The organism is Polaromonas sp., from assembly GCF_012927415.1.
In the GTDB taxonomy this organism is placed as follows: Bacteria; Pseudomonadota; Gammaproteobacteria; order Burkholderiales; family Burkholderiaceae_C; genus Polaromonas.
On the sequence record NZ_JABBPF010000017.1, the window covers coordinates 1 to 14,538 of the forward strand.

13 protein-coding genes are annotated in these 14,538 nt (G+C 59.6%); 7 read left to right on the top strand and 6 right to left on the bottom strand.

Annotated features, from left to right (window positions below; all coding sequences use genetic code 11):
* The 3 genes from HHJ19_RS01660 to rpsT form a co-directional block, all read left to right on the top strand.
* On the top strand, positions 1-490 hold a 490-nt coding region (locus tag HHJ19_RS01660; protein ID WP_366929373.1), incomplete at its 5' end, for a cytochrome b/b6 domain-containing protein.
* Between the two features lie 46 nt (positions 491-536).
* Complete coding sequence (locus tag HHJ19_RS01665) at positions 537-1,484, top strand: beta-propeller fold lactonase family protein (protein WP_296903519.1); 948 nt, start codon at positions 537-539, stop codon at positions 1,482-1,484.
* Between the two features lie 146 nt (positions 1,485-1,630).
* The gene (rpsT, locus tag HHJ19_RS01670) at positions 1,631-1,948 is read left to right on the top strand and encodes a 30S ribosomal protein S20 (RefSeq protein WP_296903520.1); all 318 of its coding nucleotides are present in this window, start codon (positions 1,631-1,633) and stop codon (positions 1,946-1,948) included.
* Positions 1,949-2,077: 129 nt separating this feature from the next.
* On the opposite strand, the gene HHJ19_RS01675 is transcribed toward rpsT, so the two are convergent.
* Positions 2,078-2,395 carry a DUF3579 domain-containing protein gene (locus HHJ19_RS01675; RefSeq protein ID WP_296903522.1) on the bottom strand — a complete coding sequence of 106 codons (318 nt, stop codon included), beginning with the start codon at positions 2,393-2,395 and terminating at the stop codon, positions 2,078-2,080.
* A gap of 244 nt (positions 2,396-2,639) precedes the next feature.
* Here HHJ19_RS01675 and HHJ19_RS01680 point away from each other — a divergent pair, with 244 nt between their 5' ends.
* Both HHJ19_RS01680 and argF read left to right on the top strand, forming a co-directional pair.
* On the top strand, positions 2,640-3,854 hold the full coding sequence (locus HHJ19_RS01680) for an aspartate aminotransferase family protein (protein ID WP_296903523.1): 1,215 nt from the start codon (positions 2,640-2,642) through the stop codon (positions 3,852-3,854).
* A gap of 83 nt (positions 3,855-3,937) precedes the next feature.
* Positions 3,938-4,864: an ornithine carbamoyltransferase gene (argF, locus tag HHJ19_RS01685; RefSeq protein WP_296903524.1), complete on the top strand. Its 927-nt coding sequence runs from the start codon at positions 3,938-3,940 to the stop codon at positions 4,862-4,864.
* 284 nt (positions 4,865-5,148) lie between these two features.
* Here the strand turns inward: argF and HHJ19_RS01690 are convergent, their stop codons facing one another.
* The 3 genes from HHJ19_RS01690 to HHJ19_RS01700 form a co-directional block, all read right to left on the bottom strand.
* Positions 5,149-7,038: a ferrous iron transporter B gene (locus tag HHJ19_RS01690; protein WP_296903526.1), complete on the bottom strand. Its 1,890-nt coding sequence runs from the start codon at positions 7,036-7,038 to the stop codon at positions 5,149-5,151.
* Positions 7,035-7,316: a FeoA family protein gene (locus tag HHJ19_RS01695; protein WP_296903528.1), complete on the bottom strand. Its 282-nt coding sequence runs from the start codon at positions 7,314-7,316 to the stop codon at positions 7,035-7,037. The genes HHJ19_RS01690 and HHJ19_RS01695 overlap by 4 nt, the downstream gene beginning before the upstream one ends.
* Positions 7,317-7,506: 190 nt before the next feature.
* On the bottom strand, positions 7,507-8,271 hold the full coding sequence (locus tag HHJ19_RS01700) for an SDR family oxidoreductase (protein ID WP_296903530.1): 765 nt from the start codon (positions 8,269-8,271) through the stop codon (positions 7,507-7,509).
* A 467-nt stretch (positions 8,272-8,738) separates the two neighbouring features.
* On the opposite strand from HHJ19_RS01700, the gene HHJ19_RS01705 reads away from it, so the two are divergent.
* Both HHJ19_RS01705 and HHJ19_RS01710 read left to right on the top strand, forming a co-directional pair.
* Positions 8,739-9,452 carry a YebC/PmpR family DNA-binding transcriptional regulator gene (locus tag HHJ19_RS01705; protein ID WP_296903531.1) on the top strand — a complete coding sequence of 238 codons (714 nt, stop codon included), beginning with the start codon at positions 8,739-8,741 and terminating at the stop codon, positions 9,450-9,452.
* 131 nt (positions 9,453-9,583) lie between these two features.
* Positions 9,584-9,841, top strand: a complete 258-nt coding sequence (locus HHJ19_RS01710) for a DUF3297 family protein (protein ID WP_296903532.1) — start codon at positions 9,584-9,586, stop codon at positions 9,839-9,841.
* Between the two features lie 190 nt (positions 9,842-10,031).
* Here the strand turns inward: HHJ19_RS01710 and HHJ19_RS01715 are convergent, their stop codons facing one another.
* Complete coding sequence (locus HHJ19_RS01715; RefSeq protein ID WP_296903534.1) at positions 10,032-11,276, bottom strand: FAD-dependent monooxygenase; 1,245 nt, start codon at positions 11,274-11,276, stop codon at positions 10,032-10,034.
* A 79-nt stretch (positions 11,277-11,355) separates the two neighbouring features.
* Positions 11,356-14,304 carry an aconitate hydratase gene (locus HHJ19_RS01720; protein ID WP_296903536.1) on the bottom strand — a complete coding sequence of 983 codons (2,949 nt, stop codon included), beginning with the start codon at positions 14,302-14,304 and terminating at the stop codon, positions 11,356-11,358.
* Between the last annotated feature and the right edge of the window lie 234 nt (positions 14,305-14,538).

Consider the following 14,538-nt stretch of genomic DNA (forward strand, 5'->3'; position numbering starts at 1 on the left):
GCTGGTTGGTCAATTTGCGTTTGGCTGGTATCTGGGAAGCATTCCGCGCGGCACTCCCGAACGCGGCTATTTTGTCAACTTGCACAAAAGCATCGGCCTGCTGATCGGATTGCTGATTCTGTTGCGAATAGGCTGGCGTCTGACTCATACGCCACCGCCACTTCCCAATTCGGTTCCTCGCTGGCAGCAACAGATCGCTGCAAGTACGCATTATTTGCTTTATGGGCTCATGTTGATGATGCCGCTCTCTGGCTACCTGGCCTCCAATTTCAGCAAATTCGGTATCAATTTTTTTAATGCAATTAAGCTCGTGCCTTGGGGTTACGACGACAAGCTGGTTTCCGCATTCTTCAATCAGACGCACCTTGTGAGCGCTTGGCTGCTGCTTGCGCTGGTGTTGCTGCATGTGCTTGCCGCGCTCAAACACTTATGGATCGATCGAGACACCATTTTTTTTCGCATGTGGCCGCAACGCTGGCAGAACTCATGACAACTGCTACCGTTTCAAAAAGCCAAAACCATTTCAGGAAGTTTTGATGATAAATCGCTCGCATTTGCTGGGACTCGCTGCAGCGGGATTGCTGTTCTGGTCAGTTTCATCGAGTGCGGCTCCTTTCGCCTATGTTCCCAATGAGGGCTCAGGCACCGTGTCTGTGATTGACACCGCGATCGATCAGGTGGTGGCGGATATTCCTGCTGGCAAAAAGCCGCGCGGACTTGCCGTCAGTGGCGACTGGCTCTATGTCAGCGACCAGCCCAATAACCGGCTTCAAATGATCGATCTAAAAAAGCGCCAGTCAGGAACGACCATCGCGCTCGGTGAATCGCCCGAAGGCGTCTACGCGTCGCCCGATGGCCGCTGGATCGCTGCGGCGATCGAAGAAAGCAACGACGTTGCAATTGTGGACACCGACACCCAACAGCTCGCCTTCACGATCAAGGTGCGCGGGCGCAACCCTGAACACGCGGTTTTCAGTCCCGACGGAAAAAAACTGTTTGTCAGTGCTGAAGAGGGGGAAGCTGTAGACATTATTGATTTGGCGACCCGCGGGCAGGTGGCACAGATACCGGTGGGAGCTCGTCCACGCGGCATAGGTTTCCTGCCCAACAGCAGCCGGGCTTACGTGGCCACCGAGAACAGCGACGAGGTTTATGTGATCGACGCAGTGGACAACAAGTTAATCACACATTTCAAGGCTGGGCGGCGCGCCAATGGTGTCACCGTGCATCCCGATGGCAGCAAAGTTTATATATCGAACGGCGCAGAGGCCAGCGTTTCGGTCATCGATACGGCGGATAACAAAATCGTTGCGACCATCGCAGTCGGTCAACGTCCCTGGAACATGGCAATCACGCCCGACGGCAAGAAGTTATATGTTGCCAACGGCCGCTCGAACAGCGTCTCGGTCATTGATACCGTGCGGAACCTGAAAGTGCGGGATATCAGTGTCGGCAAACTTCCGTGGGGCGTGGTCATCAATTAAGCGTGCCGGGCGGGCAATTTGCGGCGCAGCGAGCATTGCCTTTGTAGGCGGGAGCAAAAGCAGCAGAGGGCCAAACGGCCTATCGTATAATCAGAAGCTTTGCTGCATCATCCACAGACTCCTCCCAGGATTAAAGGAACACTATTATGGCAACCGCCAAACCCAAGAAAAAGAACCCTCGCCTCGCCTCCGGCCGTAAACGAGTACGCCAGGACGTCAAACTCAACGCCGCCAATACCTCACTTCGCTCCAAATACCGCACCGCGGTGAAAAACGTTGAAAAAGCCGTTGCAGCCGGTGACAAAGACAAGGCAAAAGACCTGTTCGCCAAAGCCCAGAGCATTGTGGACACGGTTGCCGACAAGGGCATTTTCCATAAAAATAAAGCAGCGCGCGACAAAAGCCGCCTGTCCGCCAAGGTAAAAGCCCTGGCACTTAAACCCGCCGAAGCCAAGGCCGCCTGAGAAATCAGGCAAATCGCCCGGATTCCTTTACGGAATCCGCCGTTTTGTAGGGTGCGCTGCAGCAAAAGTAAAAAAACCGCCTTCGGGCGGTTTTTTTATGCCTGACTGTGGCCTTGGGGTCGGCAAAACTCAAGGTTTAGGCGGATCAGGCAGCAAACAGGCCTCGGCCATTTGCAGATTGTTGTCCTTGGCAAAATTAATCGCAAAATCCCAGGCCATGGGTTCGACGTCGCGCAATTGCGCGTTGACCACGACGCATTTGATGCCGTTGACGACGGTGGGAACGCACCAGGGGGAATACGTCAAGTGACTTCCCGGTTGTGCGCCACCCGGACGGAACTGGCTCATGACCCCGCATAACCTGTCGGCCCAATCGCTGGGCCGGAAGGTTCTGCCGTCATGGGTAAGGCCCTGAATAAAAACTTCTTTGGGGGAATTGGAGACCATCGGGTGGAAGGTTTTTCTTGCGGGCCAGAGGTACGGTATAACCCCATGCTGCACCGCACAACAATTCTATCTTATATAAGACTCAGTCCAGTTTTGAGCACAGCCCACCAGAAATTCCTCGGTTGCATTTGCGGGATGCAACACCCTCACGGAAGGACGCGAAGTCTGCGCCTAAAATCAGTTCACCGATCGTCATCGTCAGCGCGATCTTTCTTTTTTTGCCACTGCCCCTGGAGTTTTCACCATGACCGCTGCCCTTCCCGGCCACATCGAGGCTGCTTCTCCTCACGTCATGAATACCTATGGCCGCCTCCCAATAGCAATGTCGCATGGTCAGGGCTGCCGGCTGTGGGACGTGAATGGCAAGTCTTACCTTGATGCGCTGGGCGGCATTGCCGTCAACACCCTGGGCCACAACCACCCGAAACTGGTTCCCGCCTTGCAGGACCAGGTCAGCAAACTCATCCATTGCTCCAATTACTACCATGTACCGCTTCAGGAAACGCTGGCGGCCAAACTGGTGGAACTGTCTGGCCTTGAAAACGTATTTTTCTGCTCGACCGGACTGGAAGCCAATGAAGCCGCACTGAAACTGGCGCGCAAGTTCGGCCACGACAAAGGCATTGATCGCCCCGAAATCGTGGTTTACGAAAAAGCCTTTCACGGACGCAGCATTGCCACTTTGAGTGCCACGGGCAACCCCAAGGTGCAGGCCGGTTTTGGCCCGCTGGTCGAAGGATTCATTCGCGTGCCGGTCAACAATATGGATGCCCTGAACGCCGCGACCGAGGGCAACCCAAATGTGGTCGCAGTATTTTTTGAGGCGATTCAGGGCGAAGGCGGCATCCACAGTATGAAGGATGCGTATTTGCGGCAAGTGCGCCAGCTTTGCGACGAACGCGACTGGCTGCTCATGATTGACGAGGTGCAATGCGGCATGGGCCGCACGGGCAAATGGTTTGCGCACCAGTGGGCAGGTATCAAGCCCGATGTCATGCCGCTGGCAAAAGGCCTGGGTTCGGGCGTGCCGGTGGGGGCGGTGGTGGCCGGCCCCAAAGCCGCCCACATTTTTGGCCCGGGCAACCACGGCACGACCTTTGGCGGCAATCCGCTGGCCATGCGGGCTGGCGTGGAAACGATCCGCATCATGGAAGAAGACGGTTTGCTGGCCAATGCTGTCACGGTGGGAGACCATTTGCGCGCGCTCCTGATCGGAGAACTCGGCGACGTACCGGGCTTTAAGGAAGTCCGTGGTCGCGGACTGATGCTTGGGGTCGAGCTAACCAAGCCTTGCGGCGACCTGGTCAGTCGCGCGGCCGACGACGGCCTGCTGATCAGCGTCACCGCTGACACCGTGATCCGCTTGGTGCCGTCGCTCATCATGACGACCGTCGAGGCCGATGAAGTAGCGTCCATTTTGTGCCCCCTGATCAAGCAGTTCCTGAAAGAAAAAGCATGACTGACAACGGACAATTTTCCAGTAGCCCGCTGTTGGAAAAATTAGCCGAAACAGGGGACGGTGCAGCATACGGAGTGTCAAGCATGGGAGCAAAAAATATCAAGCACTACCTCCAGTTCAGTGACTTGAATGCTGAGGAGTATGACTACCTGTTCGAGCGCGCCGCACTCATCAAGAAGAAATTCAAGGCCTACGAAAAACACCAGCCCCTGGTCGACCGCACCATGGCCATGATTTTCGAAAAGGCCTCGACCCGCACCCGCGTGAGTTTTGAAGCCGGCATGTACCAGCTCGGCGGCAGCGTGGTACATCTGACAACGGGTGATAGTCAACTGGGCCGCGCCGAGCCGATCGAAGACAGTGCCAAGGTCATCAGCCGCATGGTCGATCTGGTGATGATCCGCACTTTCGAGCAAACCAAGATAGCCTGTTTTGCAGCGCACTCGCGCGTGCCGGTCATCAACGGCCTGACCAATGAATTTCACCCTTGCCAGATCCTGGCGGACATCTTCACCTACATCGAGCACCGCGGCTCGATCCGGGGCAAGACGGTTGCCTGGGTGGGCGACGGCAACAACATGGCCAACACCTGGCTGCAGGCGAGCGAAATTTTGGGTTTCAAGGTCCATCTGAGCACACCGGGCGGCTACGAGGTGGACCAATCGATTGCCGGCATCCGCTCCACTGAAAGTTATCAGGTCTTTCAGGATCCGATGCAGGCCTGCGCCGGTGCCGACCTCGTCACCACGGATGTGTGGACCAGCATGGGCTATGAGTCCGAGAACGAAACGCGCAAAAAGGCGTTTGCCGACTGGTGTGTGGACAGCGAAATGATGCGCGCAGCGCGACCTGACGCCCTGTTCATGCATTGCCTTCCCGCGCATCGTGGTGAAGAAGTCGAAGCCGAGGTGATTGACGGCCCGCAGTCCGTGGTCTGGGACGAAGCGGAAAACCGAATGCATGCGCAAAAAGCCCTCATGGAATACCTTTTGCTGGGCAAGATCACCTGAAGCAGACCTTTACGCTTAGGGTCGGTCAAGGACCCATGCGGGCTAAGGCTTTGGCTTTATCCAGATAGGTTGGCGCCCCTCCCTGCCAGTGGCATCCACACCACCGGCCTGTCCCACCATGGCGCAGCCAACACAACTGCTGCAGGCGCCACAACCCGGCTTTTCCCCAAGCCCCTTTTGCAGCCGGCCGAGCCGGCGGCGCAATCCTGAGGGCATCCAGTACCACAGCGCATAAGCGGCAGCCACCACAACCATGATGCCGGCAATCGACTGCTGCAGCATGACTAACCCCCCCCCCACCGCAAAGCAAGCCGGTAAGTGATCCAGCTTGCGCCATAGGCCAATGCAAACAGATAGGCCGCCATGAAGAGAGCGTAACGCCAGCTGTTGGTTTCGCGCCTCACCGTGACCAAAGTGGAAATGCACTGTGGCGCGAACACGTACCAGACCAGCAGCGACAAGGCCGTGGCCAATGACCAGCTCTGGGCAATCACCGGCCCTAGCGCCGAAGCCACATTTCCGCCGGTCGCCGACAGCGCATACACCGTTCCGAGCGCGCCCACAGCCACCTCGCGGGCGGCCAGACCTGGCACCAGCGCAATGGAAATCTGCCAGTTGAAACCAATCGGTGCAAAAATGACTTCAAGTGTGTGGCCCAGCCGCCCGGCCAGGCTGTACTGGATCGCCGGGCCGGCCGCACCCTCGGGTGGTGCCGGAAAAGTGGACAGAAACCAAAGCAGCACCGTAAGCGCCAAAATTATGCCGCCTACGCGCTTCACGAAGATAAGCGCCCGCTCATGAAGGCCCATTGCCAGCTGGCGCAGGCTTGGCACCCGGTAAGCCGGCAATTCCATGATCAGCGGCGTGGGTCGCGCATGACCGCGCCACAGTTTGAACACGGCCGCCACTGCCATCGCGCTCACAATACCGCCAGCGTAAAGCGCAAACATGACCAAGCCCTGCAGGTTAAAAATGCCGCCTACCGTCCGCTCGGGAATGAAAGCGCCAATCAGCAGCGCATACACCGGCAGACGGGCCGAACAGGTCATTAGCGGCGCGATCATGATGGTCACCAGTCGATCGCGCCAGTGGGTAATGGTGCGCGTCGCCATCACGCCGGGAATCGCGCAGGCAAAACTCGACAGCAGCGGAATGAAAGAGCGCCCGGACAGTCCTACGCTGCCCATGACGCGGTCCAGCAAAAAAGCGGCGCGTGGCAAATAACCAGAGTCTTCCAGCGTCAGAATGAAAAAGAACAGAATCAGGATTTGCGGCAAAAACACCAGCACACCGCCCGCACCCGCCAGAATGCCGTCGGCCAGCAAACTAAGCAGCACCCCTTCAGGCATGTAGGTGCGCAACAGGCTGGAGAGCCAATCCACCGCTGACTTGATCGCCTCCATGGGCAGCGTGGCCCAGCTGAAGACGGCCTGGAACATCATGAACAGGATCGTGGCCAGCAGCAACATTCCCCACAGCGGATGCAACACCACCCGATCAATGGCGTCATCGGTATGCAGACTGTCGGGTGGCGAGTGCACGGTCAGCCGCATGATGCGGCGTACTTCCAGCTGGGTGTCCATGACCTGGTCGAAACTCGGCGCCTGCCAGGCCGCTGCGCTGGCAGGCGTTGCGCTGGGAACTTGCCAGTCGCCCAGAAACTGCAGCAGTTCGCGGGCGCCATCGTGCCGCACCCCCACCGTTTCCAGCACCGGCATGCCAAGCTCACGTGAAAGCACTTGGTGGTCGATCACAATGCCGGCGCGCCGCGCCGCATCGCTCATGTTGAGCGCCAGCACCATGGGCAGACCCAGTGCACGCGCTTCCAGCACAAGGCGAAGGTTGAGTTGCAGATTGGTCGCGTCGGCTACGCAGATCAGCCGGTCAGGCAAGGGTTCGCCAGAGCGCTGGCCGATGACTATATCGCGGGTGACGGCTTCGTCAGCGCTAAGCGCGTTGAGGCTGTAGGCACCGGGCAAGTCCAGCACCATCACGCGATGGCCCGAGGCGGTCAGCACCTGCCCTTCCTTGCGCTCAACCGTGACGCCGGCATAGTTGGCCACCTTCTGACGGCTGCCCGTGAGCAAATTAAAGAGCGCCGTCTTTCCACAGTTGGGGTTGCCCAGTAAGGCCACACGAAGCAGCCCGGTCATGGGTTTGACAGCGCTGCTCATGCCCTGTTTCCTTGTTCTGCAATTGGACACACGCGGATCAGCGCCGCTTCCCGGCTACGCAGGGCAAAAGTGGTGTGTCCCACCCGCACCGCCAGCGGATCGCTGCCCGGAAAACCCCTCGCCATCACACGAACCGGCTCGCCGGGAAGAAACCCGATTTCCAGCAGACGAAGCAGCACCTCGCTTTCTTCGGCATCTGTGGCAGGCATCAGCCTCAGCACCCGAGCTGACTGGCGCTGGGGCAGCTCATGAAGTCCGATATCCGCTTCGCCGCTCATGGAGTGGGTCGTTTGGTCATGCTTGCACCTGCTAAATAATGGTAATGATTCTCATTATAATAGCGCAACCCATCTTGGTCGAGGCGCGAAAGCGGCAAAATAATTTACGTCATGCCATTTATCGGGCGGGCCATCATCGCCCCGAAACAACACTTCGCAGCCCTTCCTCCCGAAGCTTTGGAGGCGAAACTCAGCCACGCCCCACGAACGGCATCTTGGTGGCCATGATGGTCATGAACTGCACGTTGGTGGACAGCGGTAGCGCGGCCATGTGAAGCACCGCGTCGGCTACTTCGCTGGCGTCCATCATGGCTTCGATGGCCATCTCGCCGTTGGCTTGGGGAACGCCCGTCGCCATGCGCGCCGAGAGTTCGGTCATGGCGTTGCCAATGTCAATCTGGCCACAGGCAATGTTGTACTTGCGCCCGTCGAGTGAAATCGATTTGGTCAGCCCCGTGATGGCATGCTTGGTTGACGTGTAAGGCGCGGAATTGGGCCGTGGCGCATGGGCTGAGATGGAGCCGTTGTTGATGATGCGTCCGCCCTGCGGCGACTGCTCCTTCATCATCCTGAAAGCCCCTTGCGCGCATAAGAAGGAGCCGCTCAGGTTGATGTTGACCACGTTTTGCCATTGCTCAAATCCGAGATCCTCAAAGTTCGCGGGTGGTGAATTCACCCCCGCGTTATTGAACAGCACATCGAGGCGGCCAAACTTGCGCCTGATTTGCGCAAACAGCGCGGCAACTGACTCTGGCTGGCTCACATCGGTAGCGACCGGCAAGGCGCGGTCCACGCCGCCTTCGCTGGCGACTTCGCTGGCGACTTCGTTGAGCAGCTCAATCCGGCGCCCGGCCAATACCACCCGGTAGCCGTCGCGCAAAAACGCCAGCGCAACCGCCTTGCCAATGCCCGTGCCCGCGCCGGTAACCAGCGCAACCTTGTCGTTCGATTTCATGTTTGATGCCTTTGTCTCTGGAGTTGGGGATCGCCGAAGCAGCCTGGCGTTGCCCGCTTTGCTGATTCTGCCCTAGCCAGGTGGCCGTCGCCGCGCTTCAAGCGCCAAAGCAATTGGCATTTAATTTACTTTCAGCTTGCGCAAGATGCTGGGCGTGGTTCTTTTTCCTGAAACTGGAAGCCGCGCACGTATTTGCGGGAAAAATAACGATCTGGTCCGTATAAATCGGTTGTGGTTAGCTATTTTTTTGATAGTAATTGGAGTCACCCGACGGTTAACAGATCAGACGGGAATCCGGCCAGGAAAACCCGTTGGCCTCAACCTGCGGCTTTTGGGTTGATCGCAAATGGTATGCAGACCAGCGGCACCGGGTTTTAGCGTGCGCGCTGACCACCCGGGTGTATAAACCTCGCTGCGGCCGGACATGCACCGGCACCGACCAACAACGAACTCAAGGAGCATCCGACATGGGCGCGCAATGGAAAGCAAAAGGCAAGGATCTGGCGGCGAGCGCCAAGGGCCGCGTGTTCGGCAAGCTGGTCAAGGAGATCATGGTGGCCGCGCGCAACGGCGCCGACCCGGCGATGAATCCGCGCTTGCGGCTGGTGGTGGAGCAGGCCCGCAAGGTTTCCATGCCAAAGGACACGTTGGATCGGGCGCTCAAGAAGGGCGCCGGTCTGACGGACGATGCAGTTCACTTCGAACATGTTCTCTATGAGGGCTTTGCGCCGCACCAGGTGCCCGTGATGGTTGAATGCCTGACCGACAACGTCAAGCGCACCGCGCCAGAAATGCGGGTGTTGTTCCGCAAAGGCCACCTAGGCACCTCCGGCTCTGTGGCCTGGGACTTTGACCATGTGGGCATGATTGAGGCCGCGCCCGTCAAGGCAGGTGCCGACCCGGAACTGGCCGCCATTGAGGCCGGAGCCCAGGACTTTGAGCCGGGCGAGGAAGAGGGAACGACGTTATTCCTGACCGACCATGCCGACCTGGACCTGGTCAGCCGCGCGCTGCCGGCCCAGGGCTTCAATGTCTTGTCGGTCAAGCTGGGCTACAAGCCCAAGAATCCGATCGATCCGTCCGGCATGAGCGCGGCGGATCTGGCAGAAGTCGAAGCCTTTCTGGCCGCCATTGATGCAAACGAGGATGTGCAGCAGATTTATGTGGGCTTGGCGGGCTAATCAGTAACAAGCGCTGAACCCGGGTTTGACGTCACACCCAGGCGCTCGGGCCAGGGGTCAGGGGTCAGGGGTCATTTGAAATCAGGGCGCGCCAGGCCAGACCAGAGCCAAATTGTGCAGAATTGATATCCATGAACGAAGCCACTCAACTACCGCAACTCCCTCCGCTGCCTGACCGCCTCTCGATCGACGCGCACAGTCCGCACCACGTCGCAGCCGTGTTCAAACATGAAGTTCGAATTCGCCTGAATGACAAGGAGCGGCTCGATGTCGAGGAGTACTGCATCAGCGAGGGCTGGGTCAAGGTGCCCGCTGGCAAGACGCTGGATCGCAAGGGCCATCCTCTATTGATCAAGTTGAAGGGCAAGGTAGAAGCTTTTTACCGATAAACAACTTCTTCCATTCGCCATGACGTGATTTCCAAGGCGACGCAGTTTGAATTTTGTCGCGCCAAACTGGCCGGGCGCGATAGTCATTGGAAAGTCGATTGCCGCATTCGGGAAATTGTTGGGGAATTGCCAGAAACAGGGCTCATGTCCAATTTTTATGGCTTCTTTTAGCTATACTTTTAATAGCAACTCACCGTTGGTTTGAATTGGTCCCGCCGTACAGCCACGGCAGGTCCAGAAGCTTCTGGCCCAGCACTTTGAGCGAGGCGTCCCGGCCCCAGCGCAGCGCGCCCTCGGCATGAAATATCTGGCCGTTGCGTAACGCCCTGGCCTGAACCCGGGCGTTGCGCTGCCAGCGGTTCTGCGCGTAGCGCTGCAGCAGGGCTGGCAGCTCAAAAGCCGGGTCCAGCGCCTGAGCCAGGGCAGCACCCAATTCGGCGGCGTCTTCAATCGCCATACCCGCGCCTTGCGCCAGATAGGGCAGCATCGGGTGGGCGGCGTCGCCCAATAAAGCGACACGGCCTTGAGCCTGCTGATGTGCGCCGCGCATGGGCGGCCGGTCGCACAAGCCCCACAGTCGCCATGCCGGACCCGCTTGGGCGCCGCATTCCGTCACAGCCGCGATCAGGTCACGCAGCGGCGCGCAAGTCAGCTGGATGGCCGCCTGCAAATCAGCCGCATTGGTGCTGTGATCCCAGCTTTGCAGGTCGCTCTGGATCTGCCCCTGGACGATGGCGACCACGTTGAGCCAGTCGCCGCCCCGCACCGGGTACTGCACCACATGCAGTTTGGGGCCCAGCCAGGCGGTCACCTGCTGGCTGCGCAGCCGCTCGGGCAGGCTGGCTTGTGGCAGCATGGCGCGGTAGGCCAGATGACCGGTGACGCGGGGCGGCCCATCATTCAGCAGCAGTTGCTCGCGCACGCGGCTCCACAGCCCGTCAGCGCCGATGAGGGCATCACCTTCAACCTCCAGTCCCTGGGTGGTTTTGAGCGTCACGACGCGACCAGTGTCCTCATAGCTGGCCAGACAGCTGTCCCGGTTGAGCCACACCTTGTCCTGCACCAAAACGCTCCGGAGCAACAGGTCATGGAGATCGGCGCGGTGAACCGTGACGTAGGGTGCGCCGTATTTTTGCAGCGCCCGCTCACCCAGCGGCAGCACGCCAAGCTCCCGGCCCGACATCGCATCGCGCACCTGCAACCGGTAAGGAAAAGCCGCCACGCGGGCCAGTTCGGTCTTCAGTCCCCAGCCGTGCAGCACCCTGACCACATTGGGGCCGAGCTGAATACCCGCGCCGACTTCGCTGAACACCGGTGTGCGCTCATACAGACGCACCTCCCAACCGGCGCGCGACGCGGCCAGTGCCGCTGCCAGCCCGCCTATGCCGCCACCGGCAATCAAGGCCTGCCGAATAGGACCCCCACGGTCACTCACCCCGCGCAGCTTTCTGCCCCCCAAAGGGGGCTGATTTTCCCGGGCGCTGCCCTGCGGGAAATTGTGGGTACTTGCGCGCTCATGCCGCCAGCAACTGCCGCAGCACGTAGGGCAGGATGCCACCGTTGCGGTAGTAGTCCACCTCAATTGGCGTGTCGACGCGCAGGATGACGCTGACTTCCTGGCGCGAACCATCGGCCCGCATGATGACCAGCTGGGCTTCGCTTTGCGGTTTTAGCTCGGGGTGCGGAATCACTTCAATGAATTCGGAGCCCACCAGCTTCAGCGTCTGCCAGGATTCACCGGGTTTGAACTGCAGCGGCAGCACGCCCATTCCAACCAGGTTGCTGCGGTGAATGCGCTCAAAACTGCCCGCCACCACGGCCTTGATGCCGAGCAGCTGCGTGCCCTTGGCAGCCCAGTCGCGTGACGAGCCGGTGCCATATTCCTCGCCGGCAAAAATCACCGTCGGCGTGCCCTCGGCGATGTATTTCATGGCAGCGTCGTAAATCGGCATCTTCTGGATTCCGCTGTCGGGCATGCGGCTGGCCGGGTGGTACAGGGTCACGCCACCCTCTTCGCGCGAGCCTTCACTGTCAGCGGGAATCATCAGGTTCTTGATGCGCACATTGGCAAAAGTGCCGCGCATCATCACGTCATGGTTGCCACGGCGCGCGCCATAGCTGTTGAAATCAGCCTTCTGCACGCCGTGCGCCTGCAACCACAAGCCGGCTGGCGAACTGGCCTTGATGGAGCCGGCTGGCGAGATATGGTCGGTGGTGATGGAGTCGCCAAACAGCGCCATGATGCGCGCGCCCTTCACGGCAAAAACGTTGCTCGTGCCGCTGGTCTCTGCGGGAGCCGCTTGAATCTCCATGGCGAAGTCCTTGAAGAACGGCGGCTCGGCAATATAGGTGCTGGCCGGCCAGGTGTAGGACGTGCCGGTGACGCCCTTGATTTTTTCCCAAAGTTTGCCGGGCTCGGTCTTTACCTTGGCGTAGTTGGTGCGGAAGGCCTTGCCATTCATGGCGTACTTCATGAGCTTCTGGACTTCTTCGCTGGTCGGCCAGATGTCACCCAGGTAAACGTCCCTTGACTTCCCATCTTTACCCTTGCCCCTGCCGACGGGCTCGGTCATCAGGTCGCGCCTCACCGTACCGGCAATGGCATAGGCCACGACCAGCGGCGGGCTGGCCAGAAAGTTGGCCTTGATGTTGGGGTGAATTCGGGCTTCAAAGTTGCGGTTGCCCGACAGCACCGCGGCGCAGACCAGGTCGCTCTTGTTGATCGCTTCATTCAGCTCGGGCGTCAGGTCGCCCGAATTACCGATGCAAGTTGTGCAGCCATAACCGGCAAGCGAAAACCCCAGCTTTTCCAGATAAGGAAGGAGACCGGTTTCGGTCAGGTATTCGGTCACGATGCGCGATCCCGGGGCCAGCGAGGTCTTGATGTGGGGCGCTACCCGCAGCCCCGCTTCCACCGCCTTTTTGGCCAGCAGGCCAGCTGCCAGCAGCACGCTGGGGTTGGAGGTGTTGGTGCAACTGGTAATGGCGGCAATCAACACGTCGCCGTTGCCGATGCTGACGCCAGCCTTTTGTGAATCAGGTGTAGGGACGTCCGGGTGGGCCGCCACCATCGAAGCCAGCGTCGGGCGGTTGCCCTCCATTTCGACCACCGAGCGCGGTGCGCCCACCGGCGTGGGGAGTGCTCCCGGCAGCGTGTCGGCACGGCCTTCGTCCATGTGGCGCAACAAATGCCGGGTTGCCAGCATGGCGGCGGGCTGGTTGAAGCCATTGTCTGCAATCGGCTTGCTAAAAAGCGAAGCGAACTGACTCGCCACGTTGCCCAGTTCGATGCGGTCTTGCGGCCGCTTCGGGCCGGCCAGGCTGGGCGTTACATCACCCAGGTCAAGCGTGACCACCTGCGAATAATCAATGTCGCCCGCCTGGGTCACGCCGAACAGGCCCTGCGCGCGAAAGTAAGCCTCGAAGGCCTCGATCTCGCTCTTGGTGCGACCAGTACCCCTGAAGTATTCGATGGTTTTTTCGTCGACCGGAAAAAAGCCCATGGTGGCACCGTATTCAGGTGCCATGTTGCCGATCGTGGCGCGATCGGGCAGGCCCAGGCTGCGCGTGCCTTCACCAAAAAACTCGACGAACTTGCCGACCACTTTCTCGCGGCGCAGGGTCTCGGTGACGCGCAGCACCAGGTCGGTGGCAGTCACGCCCTCGCGCAGCCGGCCGGTCAATTCCATGCCCACCACATCGGGCGTCAGCAGATAGACCGGCTGGCCCAGCATGGCAGCTTCGGCCTCAATGCCGCCCACGCCCCAGCCGACCACGCCAATGCCATTGATCATGGTGGTGTGACTGTCGGTACCGACCAGCGAATCGGGGTAATACAAGCCGTCTTTGGTCTTGTGCACGCCGCGCGCAAGATATTCGAGATTGACCTGGTGCACGATGCCAAAGCCCGGAGGCACGACGCCGAAAGTGTCAAATGCCTGCATGCCCCATTTCATGAACTCGTAGCGCTCGCGGTTGCGCTGGAATTCGAGCTTCATGTTGAGGTCGAGAGAATTCTTTTTTCCGTAGTAGTCCACCATGATGGAGTGGTCGACCACCAGGTCGACCGGCACCAGAGGGGCGAGGGGTTTGGGGTTTTTTGGCCGTTTGTGCGCCACGCGGCGCATGGCGGCCAGGTCGGCCAGCAGCGGCACGCCGGTAAAGTCCTGCAGCACGACGCGCGAGACCACAAACGGTATTTCGTCACTCCGGTTTGCCCGGGGAGCCCAATTGGCCAGTTCCTCAACGTGGGCCGCCGTCACCTTTTTGCCATCGCAGTTGCGCAGCACCGATTCGAGCACGATGCGAATCGACACCGGCAGGCGCGCCACCTTGGGAAACTGCCTGGCCAGAGCCGGCAGGGAGTAAAACTTACCGCTCTTGCCCGAGGGCGTTGTGAAGCTCTTGACGGTGCCTGCGAAAGCGTGGCGGGCTGGGCGGGCGGTGGTGGGCGACTTGGCCATGACAGACTCCTTTTTGTTGAATCGGCAGCCCCCATTCTGGCAGGCGCAGAACTGGCGGGTGTAAAAGCAGCCAGAATTCGGCCCTGCCAGCAGCGTCTGCCATAGCGCCACGCAGCTTTTTCCGGCAAGCGTCAGCCAGCGGCAGACGCTGCCGGGGCACAAAAGTCATGTGCTCCGCGCCGCAAGCGTCAAGGCAGCGTCACAGCATCCGGCAAATTTGCTATATTTTTTATA